The organism is Mycobacterium sp. ST-F2 (assembly GCF_001905655.1).
Taxonomy (GTDB): Bacteria; Actinomycetota; Actinomycetes; order Mycobacteriales; family Mycobacteriaceae; genus Mycobacterium.
The window spans coordinates 41,856-62,273 of the sequence record NZ_JMHT01000053.1 but is presented as its reverse complement, the minus strand read 5'-3'; the positions used below and the strand labels follow the sequence as shown (position 1 = coordinate 62,273).

20 protein-coding genes are annotated in these 20,418 nt (G+C 67.7%); 8 read left to right on the top strand and 12 right to left on the bottom strand.

Going from position 1 to position 20,418, the window contains the following annotated elements; translation table 11 throughout:
* Positions 1–41: 41 nt before the first annotated feature.
* Entirely contained in the window at positions 42–1,103 is a 1,062-nt protein-coding gene (locus EB75_RS18965) for an NAD(P)H-dependent amine dehydrogenase family protein (protein ID WP_073696870.1), read from the top strand.
* Between the two features lie 12 nt (positions 1,104–1,115).
* Here the strand turns inward: EB75_RS18965 and EB75_RS18960 are convergent, their stop codons facing one another.
* The 3 genes from EB75_RS18960 to EB75_RS30010 all read right to left on the bottom strand — a co-directional run bounded on the left by EB75_RS18960 (position 1,116) and on the right by EB75_RS30010 (position 2,579).
* A complete protein-coding gene (locus tag EB75_RS18960; protein ID WP_073696869.1) occupies positions 1,116–1,310 on the bottom strand; it encodes a hypothetical protein in 195 nt (64 codons plus the stop codon).
* 148 nt (positions 1,311–1,458) lie between these two features.
* A complete protein-coding gene (locus EB75_RS30015; protein WP_286150247.1) occupies positions 1,459–2,145 on the bottom strand; it encodes an NAD(P)/FAD-dependent oxidoreductase in 687 nt (228 codons plus the stop codon).
* A complete protein-coding gene (locus tag EB75_RS30010) occupies positions 2,040–2,579 on the bottom strand; it encodes an NAD(P)-binding domain-containing protein (RefSeq protein ID WP_286150246.1) in 540 nt (179 codons plus the stop codon). Before EB75_RS30010 ends, EB75_RS30015 begins: the two co-directional genes overlap by 106 nt.
* A 70-nt stretch (positions 2,580–2,649) precedes the next feature.
* On the opposite strand from EB75_RS30010, the gene EB75_RS18950 reads away from it, so the two are divergent.
* From EB75_RS18950 to EB75_RS18940, 3 genes are all read left to right on the top strand, one after another.
* On the top strand, positions 2,650–5,250 hold the full coding sequence (locus EB75_RS18950) for a helix-turn-helix transcriptional regulator (RefSeq protein ID WP_073696868.1): 2,601 nt from the start codon (positions 2,650–2,652) through the stop codon (positions 5,248–5,250).
* Positions 5,251–5,320: 70 nt separating this feature from the next.
* Positions 5,321–5,518 carry a hypothetical protein gene (locus EB75_RS18945; RefSeq protein ID WP_073696867.1) on the top strand — a complete coding sequence of 66 codons (198 nt, stop codon included), beginning with the start codon at positions 5,321–5,323 and terminating at the stop codon, positions 5,516–5,518.
* Positions 5,515–6,747 carry a cytochrome P450 gene (locus EB75_RS18940; protein ID WP_073696866.1) on the top strand — a complete coding sequence of 411 codons (1,233 nt, stop codon included), beginning with the start codon at positions 5,515–5,517 and terminating at the stop codon, positions 6,745–6,747. The genes EB75_RS18945 and EB75_RS18940 overlap by 4 nt, the downstream gene beginning before the upstream one ends.
* On the opposite strand, the gene EB75_RS18935 is transcribed toward EB75_RS18940, so the two are convergent.
* From EB75_RS18935 to EB75_RS18900, 8 genes are all read right to left on the bottom strand, one after another.
* On the bottom strand, positions 6,744–7,580 hold the full coding sequence (locus EB75_RS18935; RefSeq protein ID WP_073696865.1) for a DegV family protein: 837 nt from the start codon (positions 7,578–7,580) through the stop codon (positions 6,744–6,746). The genes EB75_RS18940 and EB75_RS18935 overlap by 4 nt on opposite strands.
* Positions 7,581–7,582: 2 nt before the next feature.
* The gene (octT, locus tag EB75_RS18930; RefSeq protein ID WP_073696864.1) at positions 7,583–8,326 is read right to left on the bottom strand and encodes a diglucosylglycerate octanoyltransferase; all 744 of its coding nucleotides are present in this window, start codon (positions 8,324–8,326) and stop codon (positions 7,583–7,585) included.
* Positions 8,316–8,984: a glucosyl-3-phosphoglycerate phosphatase gene (gene gpgP / locus EB75_RS18925; RefSeq protein ID WP_073696863.1), complete on the bottom strand. Its 669-nt coding sequence runs from the start codon at positions 8,982–8,984 to the stop codon at positions 8,316–8,318. The genes octT and gpgP overlap by 11 nt, the downstream gene beginning before the upstream one ends.
* Complete coding sequence (gene rsfS / locus EB75_RS18920; RefSeq protein ID WP_073696862.1) at positions 8,981–9,403, bottom strand: ribosome silencing factor; 423 nt, start codon at positions 9,401–9,403, stop codon at positions 8,981–8,983. Before rsfS ends, gpgP begins: the two co-directional genes overlap by 4 nt.
* The gene (gene nadD / locus EB75_RS18915; protein ID WP_286150249.1) at positions 9,400–10,014 is read right to left on the bottom strand and encodes a nicotinate-nucleotide adenylyltransferase; all 615 of its coding nucleotides are present in this window, start codon (positions 10,012–10,014) and stop codon (positions 9,400–9,402) included. Before nadD ends, rsfS begins: the two co-directional genes overlap by 4 nt.
* 70 nt (positions 10,015–10,084) lie before the next feature.
* Positions 10,085–11,527 (bottom strand): vWA domain-containing protein, encoded by a 1,443-nt coding sequence (locus EB75_RS18910; RefSeq protein ID WP_073696861.1) that lies wholly within the window; start codon positions 11,525–11,527, stop codon positions 10,085–10,087.
* Positions 11,528–11,533: 6 nt separating this feature from the next.
* Complete coding sequence (locus EB75_RS18905; RefSeq protein ID WP_073696860.1) at positions 11,534–12,424, bottom strand: AAA family ATPase; 891 nt, start codon at positions 12,422–12,424, stop codon at positions 11,534–11,536.
* A gap of 12 nt (positions 12,425–12,436) precedes the next feature.
* Positions 12,437–13,684, bottom strand: a complete 1,248-nt coding sequence (locus EB75_RS18900) for a glutamate-5-semialdehyde dehydrogenase (protein ID WP_073696859.1) — start codon at positions 13,682–13,684, stop codon at positions 12,437–12,439.
* 143 nt (positions 13,685–13,827) lie between these two features.
* On the opposite strand from EB75_RS18900, the gene EB75_RS18895 reads away from it, so the two are divergent.
* Both EB75_RS18895 and EB75_RS18890 read left to right on the top strand, forming a co-directional pair.
* Positions 13,828–14,688, top strand: coding sequence for a ribokinase (locus EB75_RS18895; RefSeq protein ID WP_073696858.1), 861 nt, complete (start codon positions 13,828–13,830; stop codon positions 14,686–14,688).
* An 87-nt stretch (positions 14,689–14,775) separates the two neighbouring features.
* On the top strand, positions 14,776–16,026 hold the full coding sequence (locus EB75_RS18890) for a cytochrome P450 (protein ID WP_073696857.1): 1,251 nt from the start codon (positions 14,776–14,778) through the stop codon (positions 16,024–16,026).
* Here the strand turns inward: EB75_RS18890 and EB75_RS18885 are convergent.
* A complete protein-coding gene (locus tag EB75_RS18885) occupies positions 16,002–18,695 on the bottom strand; it encodes a helix-turn-helix transcriptional regulator (protein WP_083612413.1) in 2,694 nt (897 codons plus the stop codon). The genes EB75_RS18890 and EB75_RS18885 overlap by 25 nt on opposite strands.
* 265 nt (positions 18,696–18,960) lie before the next feature.
* Between EB75_RS18885 and EB75_RS18880 the strand changes: the two genes are divergently transcribed.
* Positions 18,961–19,167: a hypothetical protein gene (locus EB75_RS18880; protein WP_142239699.1), complete on the top strand. Its 207-nt coding sequence runs from the start codon at positions 18,961–18,963 to the stop codon at positions 19,165–19,167.
* Positions 19,168–19,272: 105 nt separating this feature from the next.
* Positions 19,273–20,409, top strand: coding sequence for a DUF2306 domain-containing protein (locus tag EB75_RS18875; protein ID WP_168176070.1), 1,137 nt, complete (start codon positions 19,273–19,275; stop codon positions 20,407–20,409).
* Positions 20,410–20,418 lie beyond the last annotated feature (9 nt).

The window sequence follows — 20,418 nt, the reverse complement described above, 5'->3', positions numbered from 1 at the left end:
AGTGTCTAGCGAAAGCGCACCGCCCCAATGAGGAGGCCTCCATGACCGGCACACCGAATGACACCCGACCACTCCGCGTCATCCAGTGGACCACCGGCAACATCGGCAAGCGGTCGCTGCACGCGATCATCGCTCGCGACGACATGGAGCTGGTGGGCGTCTACGCATACGGCGCAGAGAAGGTCGGTGTGGACGCCGCCGAGCTGGCCGGCTGGCCCGAGCCGACCGGCATCAAGGCCACCAACGACATCGAAGAGCTGGTCGCCCTCAAGCCCGACGCTTGCTGTTACAACCCCATCTGGCCCAGTGTCGACGAGCTGGTCCGCCTGCTGGAGTCCGGCATCAACGTCTGCTCCACTGCCGCCTGGATCACCGGCGGCAAGCAGTCCCCCGAGGATCTGCCCCGCATCCAGAAGGCTTGCGAGGCAGGCAATTCCACGATCTTCGGCAGCGGCGCGCACCCCGGCCTGACGAACATGATGGGCATGGTGCTCTCCAGCGCATGCGAGAGCGTCGATGAAATCCGCATCACCGAATCGGTCGACTGCGGCGTCTACGAATCAGCCGGCACCATGGCGGCGATGGGCTTCGGCAAGGACCCCGAGACGCCGGGCCTGGCCGAGAGCGTGCGCCTGGAGAGCGAGGTGTTCGCCGAGTCCGCCGCGATGATGGCCGACGCCATCGGCGCCAAGCTGGACCGCATCGACTTCGACGTCACGTTCACCGCGGCCACGGAGGACTCCGACCTGGGCTTCATGCAGATCCCGAAGGGCACCGTGGCCAGCGTCTACGGCTACCACCGTGGCTGGGTCGGCGACAAGAACGTCGTCAGCGTCGGCTTCAACTGGATCATGGGCAACCACGTCACGCCGCCGAAGCCGGTGGCGCACGGTCACGTGATCCAGGTGTTCGGTGTGCCCAACATGCGCACCGTGATCTACTGTCTGCCGTCGAAGGACTGGAGCGAGGTCAGCCTCAACGGCCTCGGCATGATCTACACCGCGCTGCCGGTCACCAACGCGGTACCCGCGGTCGTCGCCGCCGCGCCGGGCATCCTCACGCTCAAGGACCTGCCGCCGGTCACGGGCCGGTTCCGGGGCTGAGCCCAAAACCGTTCACAGCCGATACATTTCGCGCGCCATCAGCGCGTCCTCGATGTACTCCACGTGCGTGTCGTAGATGGGGTGCTCTTCGCCCAACCGATGCACCGCATTGCCGATGGCATGCTCCGCGTTGGTGAGCCAGTGGGGCGTGGCAGGTGCGTGAACTGCCAGGGCGTGAGGCCAACTGAGGTGCAGTGTGTGGCTCATCGTCGTCACCTTTCGGTCGGGTCAGCGGCCAAGGGGTGCCGCTCGTGATTTCAGGGTGCGGCCCGCGCGACAGCTGAGCGCGAGTAGACGGGTACTCGAAACCGACACCGAGTGGCGGGCCGTTACCTGCGTAGTTCGGCAGTAACTCTCAGCGCAGGCCGGCTGCAATGTCGCGCGCGATACGCCGGGAGCGCCTGCACGCGTAGCCGAACTGCGATGGCCTCGGCTGGTATCCCAGGAACCGAAGTCCGTCGAGAACTACTTCGCCGTTACGCGCCAATGGCGCTCCGCGCGCGTCGAGGACGCCCAGGTGCCCGACGAGCCCGTCCAAACCGCGCCGATACCCGGTCGCACAGATCACCGCGTCGGGATGTACCCGCGTTCCGTCTGTCAGTCGGACCGCGTCCCCGTCGAAAGACGCGGGCGCCGAGACCACCTCGATGCGCCCGGCCTTGATGGCATCGATCACGTCCATGTCGACGATCGACGGCGCGACGCCGAGCCGCGCGGACCGGGCGAACGGACCCTCCTCCGGTATCGGGAGCCCGAACGACGCCAGGTCCCCGACAGCTCTGAGTCGTGCGATGCGGGCGATCTTGTCTGCGATACGCGTCGGAAGGTGGTACAGCGGCGTCGCGATAGCGTTCCCGGGTACGCCCGCCGGACCGGTGCGCAGCAGAATGTTCGGCGGCGTTCGAGTGGCCATCCAGACCTGCGACGCCCCGCCGGTCACCAATTCGTTGGCGATTTCCATTCCCGACGATCCGCAGCCGACCACCAGCACCCGAGCGCCGACGAAACGGCTGGCGCTGCGGTACCCGGACGAGTGCAGCACGTCTCCGGTGAACGTTGTGCACCATCCCATTCCGGGATGTACGGGGTGTGGTCGTAGCCTGTCGCGACGACGACATTCGGAGTATCGACCACCCCGGTCGACGTCGTCAGTCGCCAGCCCAAAGGCAGGCGGTCGATCCGCTCGGCGACCGTGTTGAATCGGATGTCCAGGCCTTCGGCACCGGTTTCGAGATGTTCGACGATTTCATCGCGTGAGGGGAATGTCGATGTGCGCCTTGGGTATCGGATGCCTGGCAGGTGCGACGAGTGTTTCCCGGTGTTGAGACGAAGACCGTCGTAGCGGGCGCGCCACGACCCACCGACGCGTTCGCCACGCTCGATCACCAGGGCGTTGATTCCGCGGTCGCGCAGACTCAGTGCCATCGCGACGCCGACCGGGCCTGCGCCGACCACCACCGCTGGATACTCGAGCACGGCACCTCCCCGAGGCACATGGTCAAGCTGAGTCTAGAACCGCCGCGCCGGTCGCGCCTACGCTGTCTTCGTGCGCCTGACGTGGCCACTTACCGGCCGCAATGAAGAACTTGCGGCCATTCACGCCGCGATGTCCGACCCCGACTCGTCCGGCGTCGTCCTCCGCGGTGCCGCCGGCGTCGGCAAGAGCCGGATCGCACAAGAGGTCCTCGCGCAGGCCGCCGACGCGGGCCGCACGACGCGGTGGGCGGTGGCCACCGCGTCGGCGCGTGCCCTGCCGCTCGGCGCATTCGCCGCCTGGGTGACGGCCGACATGGACGGCCCGCAACTGGTTCGGCTCGTGGTCGACGCCCTGACCGCCACTCCGCCGGGCGGGGCGGTCATCGTCGGCGTCGACGACGTCCATCTGCTCGATGATCTCTCGGCTTTTGTCCTGCATCAGATCGTGCGGCGGCGGACGGCAAAGCTCATTCTCACCCTCCGCGATGGAGAGACGGTTCCCGTTGGTGTTCAAGAGATTTGGAGTGCGGGCGAGATCCAACGCATCGACCTTCAACCGCTGTCGTCCGAAGAGACGATCAGCCTCCTCGGCGCCACACTCGGCGGCGTCATCGATCCAAACGCGGGGCGCCGGCTGTGGAGCCTCACGCGCGGCAACGCGCTCTATCTGCACCACATCGTGGAACAGGAAGTCTCCGCCGGGCGCCTGGCAGCCGACCACGGGTGCTGGCGCTGGACCGGGAGTGTCGCCGTCGCTCCGGCTCTGGTGGAACTGATCGAGTCCCGGATGGGTGCGCTGCCCTCTGCGGTCGGAGACGTGATCGACGTCCTGGCGGTCGGCGAACCGATGGACATCCGGTTGCTCGCGCGCATCGCCGATCCCGCGGCGATCGAGGAGGCCGAGGCACGCAACCTCGTGACCCTCGATGACAGGGACGGCGGGGCAAAGGTGCGGCTGGCGCATCCGTTGTATGGCGAAGTACGGCGTGAACGCGCACCGGCGATCCGGCTCCGGCGGCTCCGCGGCCTTGTTGCAACATCATTGGCTGCCGGTACCGACCGTGACGACATCCGGGTCCTCGTACGTCGTGCCACCCTGGCGCTCGATTCCGACCTGGCACCTGATCCGGAACTGTTTCTGTCTGCCGCCAAATCAGCTGTCCAACTGCTGGATACGCCGCTGGGCGGGCGGCTGGCACTCGCCGCGGTCGAAGCCGGCGGCGGCATACCGGCGCAGATCCAACATGGCTACTGCATGGTCTGGTCGGCCCGCGCCGCGGAGGCTCAACAGGAGCTGGCCGCGCTCGCCGAACACACGCAGACCGATCTCGAGGCGGCGCAGGTCGCCGCCCTCCGCGGACACAACACCTATTGGACCCTTCGCCGGCCGGCGGCCGCCGAGGCGATCCTCGACGAAGCCGAGGCCACCGTTCACGATCCGGCGGCCCAACGGATTCTGGCGGCGCAAAGCGCTACTTTCCACGCCGATCTCGGACGGCCACACGCCGCGGTACGGACGGCTGCCGAGGCCCTCGGCGGGCCACTGCCCGACGAGGATGCGGCCATTGCCTCCTGGGCCATGGTCGGTGGGCTGGCGATGTTGGGCCGGGTCGCCGAGCTGGACGCTGCTGCCGCGCGCGGCCAGGTTGCGGCCACCGCCGCACAGAACGCCGCGGTGCTGCGCAACGGTCTCAGCTACCGGCACATGATCGGCCTCAAACTGGCCGGTCACCTGCATCGCGCCGAGGAAGTCGCCCAACAGGCCTGGCGCGACATCGAGGACACGTGGTTTCCGCATGGTGGCCTGGTCCACCTCGGGCAGGCCCAACTCGCCCGAGGACAGGTCACTGAGGGGCTGAGTCGTCTGCAAAGGGCGCTCACGGCGTTGGCCGCCGGCCACGAAATGGGTGGCTGGCTTTTCCGCTGCCGGCTGGGCGTGACGCAGGCACTGGCGTTGACCGGCGATGCAGCGGCCGCCAGAGGCGCGATGACCGAACTCGATGCCGACCGGCATCCCGGATTGCTGTTCCTCGCAACCGAAGTGACGCTGACCCGGGCCTGGGTGGCGGCCACCGAGGGCTCCCTGACTGAAGCCGTGCAGTTGACGCACACGGCGGCGGCGGACGCGGCCGAGGCAGGACAGCCGGCATACGAAGTGCTGGCGTGGCAGACCGCGGCGCAGTTCGGCGACAGCTCCGGCACCGACCGGTTGCTCGAGCTCACGAACATCGTGGAAGGACCCCGCGCCAGCTTGGCGGCCCGGTTCGCATCCGGTCTGCGCGCCGACGACGGTGATGAACTCTGCTCGGTATCACAAGGTTTCGAAGACATCGGCGACCTCATCGCCGCCATCGACGCCGCCGCCCACGCCGCACTCGCATACCGCAGCCACGACCAACGCGGCTCGGCGCTCACCTGCTCGACCCGCGCACAGGCACTCGCTCAGCGCTGTGGCGCCGCCACCCCCGCACTACGTCAAGCCGCCCAACCATTGCCTCTCACCGACCGCGAACGGGAAATCGTCGCGCTCCTCGGCCAAGGCCTGCCCAGCCGCGCCATCGCCGAACGCCTCACCCTGTCCACCCGCACCGTCGAAGGCCACATCTACCGCGCCATGGCCAAAACCGGCACCACCAACCGCGACGAACTCGCCGCGCTGCTGCGCCGGTAGGACCGGCCGCACGCAATTCGAGTACCCGTCTACTCGCTCCCCTCGCCTGCGCCACGCGCACGCTCATGACATGGCCACGTCAACTTCCCGCGAGCAGGCATTGCGCCGGCTACCGCTGTCCTACTCACTGGCTCTCCGGTTACGTGACGCCCGCGTAGCGGCGGACGTGATCGGCGAGTACGTCGGCGTCGAACCATCGGCACTGGCCGGCATCTACCGCATCGGCGAGGCGAAACTCGCTGCGGCACAACACGAGGAGTCCGCATGACCGCCACCATGTCCGGCCCAGTCAGCGTCTTCGACGCCGACCTGCCCACCATCGATTACACCGACGCCACCAGCTGGGACGAGGTGCACGATATCCTCGCCGCCGCGCGGCGACGATCGCCGATCGCGATGGGACCACACGGACCCGAATTCCTCACGTACGACCTCGTCCACACCACGTTGCGGGACCCGCGGTTCGCCGAGCCGAAAGCGATGGGCCTGGAACCACAGGGCATCACCTCCGGCGAGTTGTGGGACCGCGTCACCCACAGTCTGTTGGCCATGGACGGCGACGAACACCACCGGCTGCGGCGTCTGGTGGCCAAGGCCTTCACACCGCGGGCTGTCGCCAGGCTCCAGCCCACCATCGCCTCGGTGATCAACGAACTGGTCGACGCGGTCGCCCCGATCGGCCGCTGCGACATCGTCGCCGACATCGCCCGGCAGTACCCCATTCCGGTCATCTGCACCCTGCTGGGCGCGCCACGAGCGGACTGGGAACTGTTCTCCGACTGGGCCGATGACTTCATGAAGCTGGTCGCGTGGAACATCGTCGAGGACGAACCGGTGGTTCTGGCCGCCTGGCGACATCTCGACGACTACGTCGATCGCATGGTCGACACCCGGCGCCAGACCCTGACCGACGATCTGATCTCGGACCTGATCCGTGCCGAGGACCACGGCGACCGCCTCACCCACGACGAACTGCTGATGCTGGCGGCCGGGATGCTCGTCGCCGGCACCGACACCACCCGGAATCAGTTGGCGGCGGCCCTTTACGTCTTCAGTGAGCATCCCGAGCAGTGGTCGACGCTGGCCGAACATCCAGATCTGGCCCACCAGGCCGTCGAAGAGGCGCTGCGGCACTCGCCGATCGGCATCGGTCTGCCCCGCGAGGCCGTCGTCGACGTCGAACTCGACGGGTTGCTCATCCCCGCCGGAACCCAGATCATCGCCAATTCCGCTGCCGGGAACCGGGATCCGGAAATCTTCGACGATCCGGACCGATTCGACATCGAGCGCGACAACCCGGCCGCCGCGCTGTCCTTCGGCAGCGGCGTGCACTACTGTCTCGGCTCCCACCTCGCCCGCCTCGAACTCACCGAGGCGTTGACGGTCATGGCCAAGCGCATGCCCGGCTTGCACTTCGACGGGCCGGCGGTCTGGAAGAGCTTCCTGGGAGTGACCGGTCCGGCCACGTTGCCGGTCGCATTCGAACCGGGCAACTAGTCCTGCGTGTTGACGATCACGCCGACGGCGCCTGAGCCGACGTGTACCGCCAGCACCGGCCCCATGTCGGTCACCACGAGTGATTCGACCTGGGGTAGACGGGATGTCAGCGCGGCGCCGATCGCAGCGGCGTCGTCATGATTGTCGACGTGGTGCACGGCGATGGAGGCGGGCCGGTCACCGACCAGCGTGACCACCCGCTCGATCATCGCGGCGTGCGCCTTGGCGACGGTCCGAATCCGCTGATCGAGCACCAGCCGGCCATCGATGTCCAACTGCAGCAACGGTTTCAGCGACAACGCGGTACCGAGCCAGGAGGCCGCCGTGCCGATCCGGCCGCTGCGGCGCAGGTTGTCCAGCCGGTGCACGACGATGAAGCCGTGCTGCCGTGTGGACTCCGCGCGCGCCTGCGCCTCAACGGTGTCCAGATCGGCTCCGGATTCGGCGGCCCGGGCCGCGGCCAGCGCGACGAAGCCGACGCCCATCGCGGCGGACCGCGAATTGATCACGCGCACAGACGAACCCAGTTCTCGTCCGACGGCGGCCGCGGAACTGAAGGTGCTCGACAGGCCGGCCGACAGATGCACGGCCACAACGCCGTCGCCGCCGCTGTCGGCCAGTGCCTGCTGGTAGATGTCGGTCAAGTCGCCGGGCGCCGCGCCGGATGTCGACACGTGCGAACGGTCCTGAATGTCCTGCGGAATCGGGTCGACGCCGTCCAGGTAGTCGATGCCGTCCTGCAGCACATGCAGCGGAACCACCCGAATGTTCCAGCGCTTCAACTCATCTGGGTCAAGCCGAGCCGATGAGTCGGTGACCACCACCACTGCCATGGCTAGTCGTCGGTCCGCTGCGACACCACACCGGCCTCGGCCAGCCCCTTGAGCATGAGTTCGGCGACGGCACGGTGCGCCTCGAAGTTCCAGTGGATGCCGTCCGGATTCGCCCGGCCCGACATCACCTCGTCACCGACGGCGGCCTTGAGGTCGACGACCGGAATCTGCTTCGCGTCAGCCCAATCGGTGATCGCCGACACGGTGGCGTCGCGCCACCGGTGCGAGCTGCCGTAGGTCTCCGCGATGTGCACCGACGGAATGGTGGCGACAAACGGAATGCCGGGGCGGTTGAAATCGATTGCCCCGCGGGTCTCTTCGAGATATTCGACCGTCAGGTGCGCCGGCAGCGCGGGCCGCGCGATCGGTGACAGCCGCGGCTGCAGCCAGCCATAGCCGTCCCGCACGATGCGGCGCAGCCACGGGGGGCGCACATAGCGGATCAGTTCCCGCAGCGCTGTCGGCAACGGCGACGGCAGCGAGTCCATGCCGCAGGTCGCGAAGATCACGGCGCCGGCCTTGGGCAGCGCCGCCCACGACCGCGGGTCCTGGGTCGCGGCCCACCACACGTCGCGACAGGTCCAGCCGATGCGGCCGATCAGTTCCAGGTCCCAACCGAGTTGGGAGGCAACGATGTTGGGCCAGATGCGCGGATCGTCGGACGGCAGCCCCCCGGTCGGCCCGTAGTAGGACAGCGAGTCGCAGAAGACGAGGAGGACGGGCTTCGTCGGCGTGTCAGAGGACATCGTTCGCCACCTGAGCCGAGGCGTTCCACACGTCCAGACGCCACTTCACCGGATCGTCGTCGGCCAGTCCGGCACTGTGTCCCGACAGCTGCACCCAGCTGGCATTGCCCATGCCACCGAGTATCGGCCAGTTGTCCACCGGCAGGTCCAGCAGGGCCGCGGTCAGTGCGGCGATCAGTCCACCGTGCGCGACGAGCACGACAGGACGGTCGACCTCGTCGACACCCCACTCGGGCAGGTTCCGGAGCTGCTCGGCCACCACCGGCAGGGCGCGGTTCGCCACGTCCACCCGGCTCTCGCCGTTGTGCGGCGCCCAACGGGCATCGTCACGCCAGGCCAGCCGGGCACCGGGCGCGAGGGCGTCGACCTCGTGGTGGGTCAGGCCCTGCCAGTCCCCGAGGTGCGTCTCGCGCAGCCGCTCGTCGATGGACACCGACATCCCGGCCTGGTCCCCCAGCGTCGTCGCGGTATCGAGTGCGCGGCGCAGGTCGGAGGACACGATCACCAGCGGCTGCCGCTTGGCCAGCACCTCGGCGGCGGCGACCGCCTGCGCCCGGCCCAGATCACTCAGGTCGGTGTCGAGCTGGCCCTGCATCCGGCTGGTGGCGTTGTACTCAGTCTGGCCGTGACGCAGCAGCAGGAGACGCCGGTTCCTCACTCTCGGCCCTCGGCGGACTCATCCGACTCGTCGTCACCGTCGGGATTCACCGGCAGCTCACCATCCAGGTCGACCTCGATGGCCGGACAGTCCCGCCACAGCCGGTCCAGCGCGTAGTACTCGCGCTCCTCCTGGTGCTGGATGTGCACCACGATGTCGACGTAGTCGAGCAGGACCCAACGGCCCTCGCGGGCGCCCTCGCGACGGGCCGGCTTGTGGCCCGCCCAGCGCATCTTCTCCTCGACCTCGTCGACGATGGCGTTGACCTGGCGGTCGTTGGAGGCCGAAGCGATGACGAAGTAGTCGGTGATGACCAGCTGGTCCGACACGTCGATGACGCTGATGTTCTCGCCCAGCTTGGCGGACGCCGCGCGGGCGGCGACCGTCGCCATGCTCAGGGCTTCGGGGGTGGCCGTCATGAATTCTCCTGCTTGTTCGTGGCTTGATAGAGCCCACGTTTGGATACGTATTGGACGACGCCGTCGGGCACCAGGTACCAGATGGGCCGGTTGGCCTGGGCGCGGCGACGGCAGTCGCTCGATGAGATGGCCAGCGCCGGCACCTCGACCAGGGTCAGGGCGTCGGGCGGCAGTTCTTTCTGCGCTTCCTCGATGTGCTTGCCGTCCAGCTCGTAACCGGGCCGGCTGACTCCGATGAATCGGGCTGTGGAGAACAGCTGCTCCCAGTTCTGCCAGGACAGGATCGAGGCCAGCGCGTCGGCGCCGGTGATGAAGAACAGGTCGGTGTCGGGGTTCTGCCGGGCCAGGTCGCGCAGGGTGTCCTTGGTATAGGTGGGGCCGCCGCGGTCGATGTCGACGCGGCTGACCGAGAAACGCGGGTTGGCGGCCGTCGCGATGACCGTCATCAGGTACCGGTCCTCGGCGGCGGTGACGTGCCGGTCCCGCTTCTGCCAGGGCTGCCCGGTGGGGACGAACACCACCTCGTCGAGGTCGAACAGGTCGGCGACTTCACTGGCCGCGACGAGGTGTCCATGGTGGATGGGATCGAACGTCCCACCCATCACCCCCAGCCTGCGTCGAGTCACGATTGGCCAGCTTACGGCAGTGTTCGGAGCCAACTCGGGGGCAGGACCTCGCGGGCTAGACCGGCAGCAGGTTGTCGATCACCGACGCGAGCTGCTTGGCGGACCGGCATTCGTGCATGGTGATGACGTCCTGGTACTTGGCCGTCGCCGAGTCGCCGCTGCCCCACAGGTGCTTGGGCTCGGGGTTGAGCCAGTGCGCGTGGCGGCTGGCGCTGACCATGTGCGCCAGCAGGTCGGCCTGCGGGTTGCGGTAGTTGTTGCGGCCGTCGCCGAGCACCAGCAGGGCCGTTCGGGGCGAGAGCGCATTGGGCCACTTGTCCATGAACGAGACGAAGGCGTGGCCGTAGTCGGAGTGCCCGTCGCGGGTGTAGACGGCCGCCTCGCGGGTGATCTTCTGCACCGCGACGGCCAGGTCGGCGTCCGGCCCGAAGAGCTCGGTGACCTCGTCGGTGGTGTCGATGAACGCGAAGACGCGCACCCGCGAGAACTGCTGACGCAGCGCGTGCACCAGCATCAGGGTGAAGTGGCTGAAGCCCGCGACGGAGCCGGAGACGTCGCACAGCACCACGAGCTCGGGGCGGGCGGGGTGCGGCTTCTTGAGGACGACGTCGATGGGCACGCCGCCCGTCGACATCGACTTGCGCAGCGTCTTGCGCAGGTCGATCTGCCCGGCGTGGGAGCGACGCCGGCGTGCCGCCAGCCGGGTGGCCAGCGTACGGGCCAGCGGCGCAACGACATTGCGCATCTGCCGCAGTTGATCGCCTGACGCCCTGAGGAATTCGACGTTCTCGGCCAGTTGCGGGATGCCGTAGGTCTGCACGTGGTCGCGGCCGATCTGCTCGGCGGTGCGCCGCTTGGTCTCCGACTCGACCATGTGTCGCAGTTGTGAAATGCGTTTGGCGGCAATCGCTTTGGCGATCTGCTCCTGCGTGGGCGTGGGCTCGTCGCCGTACGGTGCCAACAGGCCGGCGAGCAGCTTGCCTTCCAGCTGGTCCAGGCCCATGGCCTTGAGGGCCTGATACGACGAGTACGACGGGCCGCGGCTCGAGTTGTACTTGCCATAGGCGTCGACGATCTGCGCGATCATCGCCATCAGGCGATCGTCGAGGTTCGCCATGTCCGCGTCGGACAGCAGGTCGATGAGTGCCGAGCGCATGCCTTCGACATCCTCGGGCGGGATCCGGTCGGGCCGGTTCTCCGGATCCTCGTCGTCGTCGAGCTCCAACACGGCCCGGTCCCCCATGGCCGCGGGGAACCACAGGTCGAACAGCGCGTTGTAGGTCTCGCGATGGTCGGGCCGGCGCAATACGGCGCACGCCAGGCCCTCACGCAGCACCATGCGGTCACCCAGCCCCAGGGTGGCCATCACCCGGCCGGCGTCGACCGTCTCCGACGGCCCGACGTTGATGCCCACCTTGCGCAGAGCTTCGACGAAACCGACCAGATGGCCCGGAATGCCATGCGGGGCAAGCGGTTGCGCAGGGGTTCGGGCTGTCATGACTGCCTAGTTCAGCTTCAACTCGCCGATGGCACGCTGCTGATCCGACTGGTGTTTGAGCACCACACCGAGCGTCGCGGCGATCATCTCGTCATCGATGGTGTCCATCCCCAGCGCCAGCACGGTACGGCCCCAGTCGATGGTCTCGGCGACCGACGGCAGCTTCTTGAGCTGCATGCCGCGCAGCACGCCGATGATCCGCACCAGCTCGTCGGCGATCTTCTCCGGCAGCTCGGGCACGCGGGACAGCAGGATGCGCCGCTCCAGGTCGGGGTCGGGGAAGTCGATGTGCAGGAACAGGCACCGACGCTTGAGCGCCTCGGACAGTTCGCGCGTGGCGTTCGACGTCAGCACCACCAGCGGCGTCTGCTGGGCCTTGATGGTGCCCAATTCGGGGACGGTGACGGCGAAGTCGGACAGGATCTCCAACAGCAGGCCTTCGATCTCGATGTCGGCCTTGTCGGTCTCGTCGATCAGCAGCACGGTGGGTTCGGTGCGGCGGATGGCCGTCAGCAGTGGCCGGCTCAGCAGGAATTCCTCGCTGAAGACGTCCATCTTGGTCTGGTCCCAGTCGCCCGACTGCTGGCCCGACTGAATCCTCAAAATCTGCTTGGCGTGGTTCCACTCGTACAGCGCGCGGGCCTCGTCGACGCCCTCGTAACACTGCAGTCGCACCAGTTCCGATCCGGTGCACTGGGCGATGGCCCGGGCCAGTTCGGTCTTACCGACACCCGCCGGTCCTTCGATCAGCAGCGGCTTGCCCAGCCGGTCGGCCAGGAAAACCGCTGTGGCCGTTGCGGTGTCGGGCAGGTATCCGGTTTCGGCGAGTCGCTTGGCGACATCGTCGATGGCGGCATTTTCGCCGAACAGCGGCACCGACCGAGCGGGTGTACTCAAGTTGTTCTCCTCTTACACGGGCCGGGTCTGGCCGTCGCCCCACACGATCCATTTGGTGGATGTCAGTTCCGGCAGGCCCATCGGGCCGCGGGCGTGCAGCTTCTGGGTCGAAATACCGATCTCGGCGCCGAACCCGAACTGCTCACCGTCGGTGAAGGCCGTCGACGCGTTGACCATCACTGCGGCGGCATCCACATGCTCGGAAAAGCGCTGGGCCGCAGCAAGATTGGTGGTGACAATCGCCTCGGTGTGCCCGGTGCCGTACTCGTTGACGTGGCTGATCGCGCCGTCCACCCCATCGACGACGGCCACCGCCATGTCCAGCGACAGGAATTCGGCGCGCAGCTCGTCCTCGCTCGGGTCCAGGTGCACCGTCACCCCGGCGTCCTGCAGGGCGGTCACCAGCCGGGGCAGCGCGGTGTCGGCGATGGCCCGGTCGACCAACAGGGTCTCGGCCGAGTTGCACACGCTGGGACGACGGGTCTTGGAGTTCAGCAGGACGCTCTCAGCCATGTCGAGGTCGGCCGCTTCGTGAACGTAGACGTGGCAGTTGCCGACGCCCGTCTCGATGGTCGGCACGGTGGCGTCGCGCACCACGGCGTCGATCAGGCCGGCACCGCCGCGCGGGATCACCACGTCGACCAGACCACGGGCCTGGATGAGGTGGGTGACGCTGGCGCGGTCCTCGCTGGGCAGCAGCTGTACAGCGTCCTCGGGCAGGCCCTCGGCGGCCAGCGCCGACCGCAGGGCGGCGACCAGAGCTTCGTTGGACCGGGCCGCCGACGAGCTGCCACGCAGCAGCGCCGCGTTGCCGGACTTCAGGGCCAGGCCGAAGGCGTCGACCGTCACGTTGGGACGGCTCTCGTACACCATGCCGACCACGCCCAGCGGCACCCGCTGCTGACGGATCTGCAGGCCGTTGGGCAGCGTGCTGCCGCGCAGGACCTCACCGACCGGGTCGGGCAGGCCGGCGACCTGCCGCAGCCCGGCGGCGATGCCGTCGAGTCGCTGCGGGTTAAGGGCCAGCCGGTCGATCATCGCCTCGGCGGTGCCTGCCGCGCGTGCAGCCTCGATGTCCCCGGCGTTGGCGGCCAGCACCGCATCGGCGGCGGCCAGCACGGCGTCCGCGGCGGCGTGCAGCGCGCGGTTCTTGGCTTGGGTGGTCAGTGTCGCCAGCGCGCGGGATGCGACCCGGGCCCGCCGGGCCGCGTCATGCACCTGCTGGCGCAGATCGGTGTCCGTAGCTGCGTGCACACTCATCAACCCAGGGTAACGAGGTATCCGCGGTTCGGGCCGGTCGGGGCCGACTCCCGATTTGCGCCACTCTCCCCCGCAAGCGGGAGGTACCCCCACATCGCGGCTCGTCCCTCGCCGCTTGATCGTCGTGCCGCTACGGTGGCCCGGTGACTCGCATCACTGTCGTGGGCAGCGTCAACATGGACCTGGTGTTCGGTCTGGCCGAACTTCCCGACCCCGGGCAGACGGTCCTGGCTTCGTCGCTGCATTCGGAGCCCGGCGGCAAGGGCGGCAATCAGGCCGTAGCCGCGGCCCGTGCAGGCGCCGACGTCCAACTCGTCGCCGCGCTCGGGGCTGACGCGACCGGCACCGCGCTGCGAAAGCACTTGGAGGACAACGGTGTCGGCCTGGTCGGGACGGTCAGCCTGCCCGTTCCGAGCGGCACCGCGGCGATCATGGTCGGCGAGAATGCCGAGAACATGATCGTGGTGGCGCCGGGTGCCAATGCGCACCTGACCTTGGACTCCGCCCACGTTCGCGCGGTGGTCGCCGACTGCGACGTGCTGTTGCTGCAGCTGGAAATCCCGCCGTCCACCGCGCTGGCCGCGGCGCGGCTGGCCAGAGACGCCGGCGCGACGGTGGTGCTCAACGCCTCGCCCGCCGGCACCGACCCGCTCGCCCTGGCCCAGTTGGCCACCGTCACCGATGTGGTGATCGTCAATGAAGCCGAAGCCGCGGGGTGGCATTGGCCCGTCGCGCATCTGGTGATCACGCGCGGTGCTCGCGGTGCCGTCCACCGCACCGCCGACGGCGAGACAACGGTCCCCGCGCCCGAGGTCGAGGCTGTCGACACCACCGGCGCCGGGGACGTGTTCGCCGGCGTCCTGGCCGCCGGTTGGCGTGCCGACCCGCACCACGCCCTCCGGCGGGCGGTGACGGCTGGAGCGCTGGCGACGCTGGTCCCCGGCGCCGGGAACTGCGCACCGTACGACGAAGCCATCGAGGATGCGCTGGGATCGGCCGACTGACGTCAGTTCACGGCGTGCGTATTTGACGCGCAGATCTACGCCACTTAGCCGATGATGTGGCGGCCGCGACGCCGGATAGTCGATGCCATGACGACTGCAAGCGGCATCCCGAGCGTCTTCGACGTCGCGCTACCGACCATCGACTACACCGCCGCGCAGGGCCCCGACGAAGCGCAGGCCATCCTCGCGCCGGCGCGTGCGCAATCGCCGATCGCCATGGGGCCGCACGGGCCGGAGGTGCTGACCTACGACCTCGCGCACGAGGTGCTGCGGGACCCGCGGTTCCGGATTCCCCAGGGCATGTTCCTGGTCGCCCAGGGCATCACCTCGGGCCCGGTGTGGGACCGGGTCAGCTCATCGATCATCAGCATCGACGGCCCCGAGCACACCCGCCTGCGTCGACTGATCGCGACGGCCTTCAGCCGCCGCGCCATCGAGCGCTTGCGCACAACGGTCGTGGACGTCGTGAGCGAGCTGATCGACCGCCAGGTCATGCGCGGGCATTGCGACGTGGTGACCGATATCGCGCGGCAGTACCCCACCCCGGTCATCTGCGCCCTGCTCGGAGCCCCCGCCGAGGACTGGGAACAGTTGTCGGCCTGGGTCGACGACTTCATGCACGCCTTCGACTGGCATGTCGCCGAGCACGAGACCGCGATCCTGACCGCCTGGCAGGCCCTCGACGACTACATCGACGACATGGTCGCCCGGCGTCACGACCACCTCACCGACGACCTCCTCTCGGACCTCATCCGCGCCGAGGAAGACGGCGACCGCCTGAGCGCCGACGAGCTCCGGATGCTGTCCACCGGCTTGCTCGCCGCGGGTACCGACACCACCCGCAACCAGGTCGCCGCCTCGGTCCAGGTCCTGTGCGAACACCCCGACCAATGGGCCCTGCTGGGAGCGCATCCCGACCTGGCCGGCCGCGCCGTCGAAGAGACCATGCGTCACTCACCGATCGTCATCAGCTCGCTGCGGATGGCCCGTGAGGACGTCGAACTCGCCGGAATGCTGTTCCCCGCAGGAACTTTCCTGCAGGTCAACACCGGCGCGGCCAACCGCGATCCCGCCGTGTACGACGATCCCGACCGCCTCGACATCACCCGCCAGGATGCTCCCGCGATGCAGACGTTCGGCGCCGGGATGCACTACTGCCTCGGTGTGCATCTGGCCAAGATGGAACTGGCCGAGGCGCTCGCGCTGATGACGCAGCGTATGCCGGGCGCCCGCGTGACCGGGCCGGTGCCGTGGAAGCCGTTGGTGGGCCTGAGCGGACCACTCACCCTGCCTATCGCCTTCGACCGCGTCGATCAGTCGTGGCGGGCGGCTTCCTGAGCGAGCTGCATGCGCGACGTGATGCCGATCTTGTTGTAGATGTGCGTCAGGTGGGCTTGCACGGTTCGCGGCGACACAAACAACCGCGCGGCAATGTCCTTGTTGCCCAACCCTTCCCGAACCAACCGCACGACGTCCAGTTCGGCCGGCGTCAAGGACGCCCAACCACTCGACGGCCGGTGACGTTCGCCGTGACCCCGCTGTGCGTACGCGAGTGCCTCTTCTGTCGACAACGCCCCGCCTTCGGCCCACGCGACGTCGAACTGCTTCTCCCCCAGAACTTCTCGCAGCTCGTGAATCGAGCGGCGGTACCCGGCGTCGAGCACTTTGAATCTGACTTCACCCGTACGCCGCCGAACCGCATCCGCCGCGCCGAGCAGGCGACCGGCGTCCAGGTGCCTGCCGGCGCCGGCCGCAACATCGGCCAGACATTCCAAGGTCGACGGAACACCCAGCAAGGTCCCGGTGGCGGTGGCGATCGAAAGCGCTTCGCGCGCATCACGATCGGCCTGCCCCAGCGCTCCCTCGGCGATGGCCACACGCGCTCGGCTCGTCAGCGCCACTGACAAGTAGCACCCCTGCGACACAGCCACGACGTCGTCGGCCCACTGCCGCGCCGCGGTCACATCGCCGCACACCAACGGCGCCAGCGCCGCATGGGAATAGAGCGAGGAAATCAATTTATGCAGGCCGGTGTGCCTGCGCGCCGTTTCGAAGGACTGCCAGGCGGCCGCCGCATCTCCTCCGGACAACCAGGCGAGCGCCGACGTGGTGTGACTTGCCCCTTCGTAGATGTCGCCGGACTCCGCTGCGATGCGCAGGTGAAGGTCGGCCGTGTCGCGCGCGGCGACGACGTCACCGAGCCAGGCTTGTCCGAAACCCAGCATGAGCACGTTGTACAGCTTGAGTGTCAAGTCGCCGACCACGTCGGCTTCGTCGATCACTTCACGGTTCAGCGCGAGCCCGCCAACCAGGTCTCCCTGGAGGCTGAGGGCCCAGCCCGTTGCCCATCGCACCTGACGAGATCCGAACCGATCGCCGATGGCGTCGACTATCGGGCGAGCCTCATCGGCCACGACCAGTACCCCGTTGGGGTCGCCGGCCGCCATGGCCGCTACGGCCTGCATCCCCAGAATCTCGCTCAGCCGCCAGGAGTCGCGGAGATCGCGGGCCAACTGCGCGGCTTCAACCAGGCACGGGCGAGCTGCCTCGGTGTTGTACGCCACGACCGCCGCATACGCAATGAGTGCCCGGATCAGAGTGGCCGGGTCGTTCAGTCCACGCGCCACGGTCAACATCTCGGTGACCTCTTCGACATCGATCGGCCCCCAGACCCACCCCCGCAGCACGCACCGGTCCGCGACCGCCCGGGTACGTACGATCGAACTCACGCTTGCGTGGTTCGCCTTGTCGAATGCCACATCGAGCCAGGCCAGCCCCTCGCGTAGTCGGCCGCGCGACAACCACAAGGGGTGCAGCGACGACGCCATCGCCAGAGCCCATTCTGCATCGGCGTTCTCCAGGCTCCAGCCAAATGCGCCGCGCAGATTGTCGATCTCCTGCTCGGCTCGGTCCAGCTGCTGACCGGTGAGTGTCGGTTCGTCGAACGCTCTCACCATCGCGGCGTAGTGATCGGAGTGCCGAATGCGAACCGACTCGGCTTCACCGGACTCTCCGAGCTGTTCCAGCGCGTACTGACGGATGGTTTCGAGGAGGCGGTATCTCGTTCGCGGGCCGGTGTTTTCGGCGACCACAAGCGATTTGTCCACCAGCAGCATGAGCTGATCGAGCACCTGATCGGGCTCCAATCCATCGCAGCCCGCGACCGCTCGAGCGGCATCGAGATCGAATCCGCCGAAGAAAACACCGAGCCGGCGGAACAGAATTCGCTCGACATCGGTGAGCAGCGCGTGCGACCAGTCGACCGAGGCGCGCAATGTCTGTTGCCGATGCACGGCGGTGCGCGAGCCTCCGGTGAGCAGCCGGAATCGATCGTGCAGGCCATCGAGAATCTCAGCGAGGGACAAGGCACGAACTCGGGCCGCTGCCAACTCGATTGCCAACGGAATGCCGTCGAGGCGACGGCAGATCTCGGCAACGATCGGTGAGCTCTCGTCAGTGAGCGCAAAATGGGCCATTGCCAACCGGGCGCGGTCGGCAAACAGCGCGACCGCGTCATCATCCACCGACAGCGACGGGACCTGCCACACGGCTTCACCGGCGATATTGATCGGTTCACGGCTGGTCGCACAAACTTTCAGAGCGGGTGCACTCGCGAGTAGTAGCACGACCAAGCGGGCACAAGCATCGAGGACGTGCTCGCAGTTGTCCAGCACCACCAGCATGCTTCGGTCCCGCACAAAAGCCAGCACCCTGTCGGTCGGAGATTGCCCCGGTTGATCGACCAACCCGAGGGCACGGGCGACGGTCACCGCGACCAGATCCGGGTGCATGATCGGGGCCAGATCGACGAACCAGACACCGTCCTCGAATGCTGATACAGCCGCCAATTCAACTACCAACCGGGTCTTGCCGACACCGCCGGCGCCGGTGAGAGTGACGAGCCGACTGACGGCGATGGCGGAGCGCAAGTCATCTATTTCCGATTCGCGCCCAACAAAATTCGTCAACTGCGGCGGGAGATTGTGCGCCTTTCCGGGATCAGCCATGATTGCCCTCGACGCCTGCAAGCAGCAACGTCATGGTTCCAGTCGGCAGCGGTACGGTCACATCCAGATTGCTCCCGTCGATCTCGCTCATGCTAACCGCCATCGGGCAACCACATGCTCGATCACTCAGCATCTACGCGTACGCATCAGCCAATGGCGTAGATGACTCTCGCGGGCCGGGCACCCCGAATTGCGCATGACGGCCGATGGAGTCTTCACCGCTGCGCGGGACAGTAGGAGTCACCACTTTCAAAGGAGCACTCCGATGAGCCAAACTCAGACCGCCACAATGCAGTTCGGTATCGCCGCGACCCGCCCGGCACTGGCCCACTGGTGGACCGGCGTGGAACACACGATCGCTGCCGCCGCGCATTGGCTGCTCACCTCGCCGACGCCGGATCCGGCACCCCGTACCGTCCACCACAGCTACCTGGAACAGGCCTGCATGGCACGCGAGATGGACCGGCTCTGACGCCCCGGGTACGCGCGCGACAGCCATGATTCAGCAAATACGTCCAGTTGGCCGAGGGTGGCCCTACAATCTGACCTTCAAATGGACGGCCACAAAGGAATCACGGTGTCGCGGAGGTTCTTTCTGCTCACGGTCGCCATCGCCGTCGGCTATGTGCCGCTCGCTCTCAACTACACCTGGCCACTGTTCGCCCCTCAGATGTCGCACTGGCAGGACGCAGTCAACACCCTCATCAACGGCCGCAGCTACGCGGTCGGTGCCGGGTCCGTCGAATCCGTCCGCCACGGCGCCTACACCGAGCATCGCGTGGTCCTCATGGTCCACACCACGTTGGCCGCACTTGCCCTGACGCTGGGCCTGTTTCAGTTCTCGCCGCGGCTGCGCACCCGTCGGCCGGCGGTACACCGGTGGACAGGTCGCGTGTATCTCACGCTGATGTCCGTCAGCATGTTGACCGCGTTGGTGTTTCTGTACATCACGCCGCCCGCGCAGCACTTCATCGGACCGGCATTCGAAACCCAGTTGCGCGCCTTGGCAATCGGCACGCTCGGCAGTGCCTGGTACGCGGTCTACGCGATCCGACGCCGCGACCTCGTCACCCACCGTGCCTGGATGACCTACGGCATCGCGCTGATGATGACGGCGCCGTTGCTCCGGGTGATCTGGATCGGCATCCAGCCCCTGATCCCGCAGCACGATCTGCTGACCAACATCGGCGTGGGCTCCATCGTCCTCGGCGTCGTCGCACCCGGCAGTGCCGTCTTCGCCTTCATGCTGACTCAGCGCGCGCAGCCGGACTCGCAGGTCAGTTCCTCTCCGGCATGGAAGTACGGCGCCGCGGTGGGTTTGGCCATCGTCGGGTCAGTGGCCTACGCCGCCCTGGTCGTGCGGCTGCCGGCGCCGATCCCGCACTCCCTGGCGCTCTTTCATCTCGTACCGGCCTGGATCACCCTCGCCCTCGCTGCCCGCGGGGTGTTTCGCGCCCGCGCCGCGGGCGATACGGTGCGCGAACGGCAGTGGCGCTGGCTCCTCTGGGGCTTCGCCGCGGCGCCGACGGCCGCGAGCTTGTACGCACAGATCGTGCCGCCGGTCTTCACGACGGCCGACGCTGTCCTCGCCGGCGGCATGGACGGCCCCGTCATCCCGATCACCGTTGCCTTCGCGCTGGTGGTGCATGCGGCGGCACGGACTCAGCACAGGGCCGACGACCTCGACGAACCCAACGTCCTCGCCGCCGCCTGAGCGGCCGTT